Here is a 3,954-nt window from a genome sequence, read left to right on the forward strand (position 1 = left end):
GCCGTGGTCTTCAGGCTGGCAAATATAATAGGGAAGAGGTCAAACCATGGAGTTATCTATGATTTCATAAACAAACTCAAGAAGAATCCAAACAGATTGGAGATTTTAGGCGATGGAACACAGAGGAAGAGCTACCTCCACGTTAGCGATACCGTTGAGGCCATGCTTTATTTATTTAAAGAGTTTTTAAAGGAGGACAAAATCTACGATGCTTATAATATCGGCAGTGAAGATTGGATCACGGTTACAGAGATAGCGGAGATAGTGAGCAAGGAAATGGACCTAAATCCAGAATTCTACTTTACCGGCGGTGTGGATGGAGGACGAGGATGGAAGGGAGATGTTAAGATTATGCTCCTAAGCATAGAGAAGGCCAAAGCAAAGGGCTGGAAGCCCAAAATGAATAGCAGAGAGGCCGTCGAAAAAACGGTAAGAGAGTTATTGGGCAAAGAATGATAAAACCGAGATCCACCAAATATCAGAACACCTCCAAATGAGAGTAAGAGGATTTGTAAAAGGTGTTGCTGATGCTTCCATATGAAAAAGAGATTAAAGAATACGTCGAGAATATTAAAGAAAAACTCGACCCCAAGCTGATTATCCTTCATGGATCAATAGCAAAGGGAACCTTTGGTCTAGGTAGTGATGTTGATCTTCTCGTGGTCTCAGATAAGCTCCCCAAGAATTTCAATAAAAGGCTAAAATTACTTTACGAACTGAACAACACAAGGGCCCCACTTGATATAAAAGGATATACAAGCAAAGAGTTCAAGAAGATGATATTAAAGGGCCATCCCCTTGTTTTAGATGCCCTAGAAGATGGAATTATACTCCATTCTGATAAGGAATTTTTAAAAGAGGTGAAAAACCTCTTTAATGAGGCAAAAAAGCATTTTAAACGGATTGAAAACGGATGGATGAGAATTAAAGAAACACACTAGGGAGAAGGAAATAACCCAATAAAAGGCCAGTTAAGAGAGCGACTAGTTTTATAAAGTTCCATAGAGTAGGTCTGTTGCGTGCTAGGAACACACCAGTGCCAACACTTATGACTATTCTAAAAGTATAGTCATCAATTAGGTTACAAAGGTATAACACGAGAAAACACGCCGTGAGCAGCCATACAATTGACTTCAAGATTTTGAAGTTCATTTTTTAACCCCCTGTTTGAAACCAACCAAATATTATCTCGAAAGATTGTCTTCCTCTTTCTGAGCTTTAAATGAAAGAAATATCCCAATCAAAATACAAAACCATCCGAGAAGAACAAATACACTCAAGTCACGTTCTTGATTGCTTAAAGAATAAACCCCCACAATTAACCAGATAATTCCCCCAAACAGTATAAACCCAGACGCTACAGAGGCCATTTTATCATCTAACACTTTTAAACCCCCTTTTGTAAATTTTAGCTATTATAATAACCTTCGCAGTTCATCCAACCACACCACTCCTTATCATAAGTTTGTTTCCTCAGCTCTGGCCCCATAATACTTCAATATAATTATGCCCCCAATAAAAACAAAGATCAAAACTGATAAATATACAATTAGAGTCACTTTTGTAATCTCTTCGGGAATATAGCCCTCAATCTTTGTTAAATATAAAAAAATTGCCATTGCCATAACCAAACCAACTATATAAAGTACCAAAAATGCTTTTTTCTCGTTATTCTTTTTTCTCATCTGACACCACCATCATATAACACAAATGCCCAGACTAACAGATTAATCAGGCCAATGACCAACAAAGCATTGTTCTCACTTTTAATACCCGCAAACACCAACCCTATGGTCGGCAGGATTGAGAGAAAAAAGAAATTAGAGAGGAAATTTTTGTTTTTGCCATTATTTTTGAATTTTTTCACTGCCATCACCTCAGAATAAGTGTCGTATAAAGGTGCTCTACAAGTCCACTAAAGAGCAGTCCCTATGACCAAAGTCACCCCACCAATTGTGGCAAATCCTAATCCAAGAGCAGTTTTTATTATCCCTGCACTAACTCCATATTTGATCATTGCTCCTATAACCCCAGCAGTAGTTATTGCTGTCGCTCCACTAAGTGCTTCACTATGAGTAACATACCAAACCACCCTAGCAGTTTCTGAAATCCCTCCAACTACAACTCCTAAAGCCATTAACACTAAACCCAAGGAAAGTGTTTTTCTCAGCATTTGACCTCCAAATTCATGTTTGGGGGACATTGAAACCATCTCCTTTCTCTACTGAACTAAAATTAGAAGCAAAGCTCCCAAAATATTCACAATTCCCATAAATTTAATGGCATCCACAGTTCTTTTTCTTCCTATCTTGACTTTTCCAATTTTAACTTCAAATTCTCGTGTGCTTTCCAAAAAAATTTCTTTATTTAAAACCAATAGCAATCCCATAAATATTGCCGACGCTCCTAACAAACTAGACTGTCCCAAAATATGGGTAAAAATCCAATATACTGAAGAGAATGCCAGTGCAAATGTTAAATTTATAATTGCAGTTCTTTTTCCCAATCGCCAGTAGTTAATACTTATAGCAATGCCCCCTAATATTACAAATACAGGGATTAAATCTGACATCTTTCGCCCTCCTATCTCTTGTAGTAGTTATATCAGCTTTTATATAGCATAAACAAAAAATAAAAGAATGAATTGGCAGATTATGCCATTATTCCAACTCCAACGAAAAATATGCCGGAACCAGCAAGAAACATTGCTGTTCCGATTTTAACCGCCAAGCTTCCAGCCACACTACTGGAGAGGATTCCATATCCGATGCCTACAATTGTGGCTCCACCAACACTTGCTTCAAGCCCCCCTCTCATCATTCTAGTATCTGAGGTAGTGTCTTGATGTTTGTATTTATGATAACTCCACAATACCGCGCCGACTTTGCTCTCTTCCACTGCTCCACCAACCACAATTCCAAAAGTCATCAACACTAACCCTAAAGCAAGAGCCTTCCTCCACACTAATTACCACCAATAATTATAATCTAAAAACCATAATAAAAAGTTTTTTGAATGAAAATTGATTACTACTCCCGTAACCTTGAATAAGAGCTGGACAACTGCCAACAACACAAACAAAAAGGTAAAAATTGTTCAAATCACAATAACGCTCACTAAATAGAAAGAAGCCACTTCCACAGAGGTACTACCTTAATTTCCTTCCCTTTCTCTTTAATCACATCCTCCTGATCCCATGTGATAATGAAAAGATTATTACAACCGAGCTCTCTCGATGCTCTGATTAAGGCGGAGACTTCCCTTTCATAGTTGGTATTATTGATTTCATAGGTAACCTGAAGTATTTCTCTTACACTCTCCTTTTCCTTTAGAACAAAATCCACCTCTTTATTATCCCCTGTCCTGTAATAAAATAGGTCTCTATTTGGCTCCAGACCTGCCTTCAAAAGTTCTACAAAAATCAAATTCTCCAGCAGCCTACCCTCATCTTCAATACCCAAAACGGCCAGCAACCCATTGTCCACCAAATATGGTTTAAATCCATACAACTCTTGCAACTTATACGATTTCGTCAAGGGTTTGAGAGCATAAAAGATCAAAGAGTCCTCCAAGTACTCCAAATAATTTGCAACCGTTGTTTTTCCAACTTCAATACCAATTCCCTTCAAGTTTTTATAAGCCTTGGAAATAGAAAGATGTGATGATGAGGCAAGCATCTTGAAAAGGACTCTCAAAGCTTTTATGTTGGTTACCCTCCACCTTTCAATGATATCCCTATAAATCGTTAGGTCAACTATCTCTTGGAGAATAGCTCTCCTCAAAGAAAAGTCTAGTATAACCTCGGGATAGCCTCCCCAAAGGAGATATTGCCTAAGTAGCTTCTTGATCTTAGCCTCCTCATAAGTGGAGTAGAATCTATCAACCTTTATCCCATGAGAAACCAGTATCTCCCTGAATGAAAAGGGATAAACCCTTATAGGAACACTCCTCCCT

8 protein-coding genes are annotated in these 3,954 nt (G+C 38.1%); 2 read left to right on the forward strand and 6 right to left on the reverse strand.

Annotated features, from left to right (window positions below):
- Both H5T41_10735 and H5T41_10740 read left to right on the forward strand, forming a co-directional pair.
- Window positions 1-456: NAD-dependent epimerase/dehydratase family protein (locus H5T41_10735; protein MBC7109234.1), on the forward strand; the 456-nt coding region annotated here is incomplete at its 5' end.
- Between the two features lie 71 nt (window positions 457-527).
- Entirely contained in the window at window positions 528-941 is a 414-nt protein-coding gene (locus tag H5T41_10740; GenBank protein ID MBC7109235.1) for a nucleotidyltransferase domain-containing protein, read from the forward strand.
- Window positions 942-1,457: 516 nt separating this feature from the next.
- On the opposite strand, the gene H5T41_10745 is transcribed toward H5T41_10740, so the two are convergent.
- The 6 genes from H5T41_10745 to H5T41_10770 form a co-directional block, all read right to left on the reverse strand.
- Window positions 1,458-1,685, reverse strand: coding sequence for a hypothetical protein (locus tag H5T41_10745; GenBank protein ID MBC7109236.1), 228 nt, complete (start codon window positions 1,683-1,685; stop codon window positions 1,458-1,460).
- A complete protein-coding gene (locus tag H5T41_10750; GenBank protein ID MBC7109237.1) occupies window positions 1,682-1,867 on the reverse strand; it encodes a hypothetical protein in 186 nt (61 codons plus the stop codon). Before H5T41_10750 ends, H5T41_10745 begins: the two co-directional genes overlap by 4 nt.
- A 48-nt stretch (window positions 1,868-1,915) precedes the next feature.
- On the reverse strand, window positions 1,916-2,173 hold the full coding sequence (locus tag H5T41_10755) for a hypothetical protein (protein ID MBC7109238.1): 258 nt from the start codon (window positions 2,171-2,173) through the stop codon (window positions 1,916-1,918).
- A gap of 48 nt (window positions 2,174-2,221) precedes the next feature.
- Entirely contained in the window at window positions 2,222-2,572 is a 351-nt protein-coding gene (locus tag H5T41_10760) for a hypothetical protein (GenBank protein MBC7109239.1), read from the reverse strand.
- 80 nt (window positions 2,573-2,652) lie between these two features.
- Window positions 2,653-2,964 (reverse strand): hypothetical protein, encoded by a 312-nt coding sequence (locus tag H5T41_10765; protein MBC7109240.1) that lies wholly within the window; start codon window positions 2,962-2,964, stop codon window positions 2,653-2,655.
- A gap of 152 nt (window positions 2,965-3,116) precedes the next feature.
- Window positions 3,117-3,954, reverse strand: an 838-nt coding sequence (locus H5T41_10770; protein ID MBC7109241.1) for an ATP-binding protein, incomplete at its 5' end; no start/stop codon positions are given.

The sequence above is a fragment of the Methanomassiliicoccales archaeon genome (assembly GCA_014361295.1).
Taxonomy (GTDB): domain Archaea; phylum Thermoplasmatota; class Thermoplasmata; order Methanomassiliicoccales; family JACIVX01; genus JACIVX01.

What these genes read in the sequence shown, in the direction of transcription:
- H5T41_10740 (MBC7109235.1), top strand. Translation starts at nt 528, where the DNA reads ATGCTTCCATATGAAAAAGAGATTAAAGAATACGTCGAGAATATTAAA.
- H5T41_10745 (MBC7109236.1), bottom strand. Translation starts at nt 1,685, where the DNA reads ATGAGAAAAAAGAATAACGAGAAAAAAGCATTTTTGGTACTTTATATA.
- H5T41_10755 (MBC7109238.1), bottom strand. Translation starts at nt 2,173, where the DNA reads ATGCTGAGAAAAACACTTTCCTTGGGTTTAGTGTTAATGGCTTTAGGA.
- H5T41_10760 (MBC7109239.1), bottom strand. Translation starts at nt 2,572, where the DNA reads ATGTCAGATTTAATCCCTGTATTTGTAATATTAGGGGGCATTGCTATA.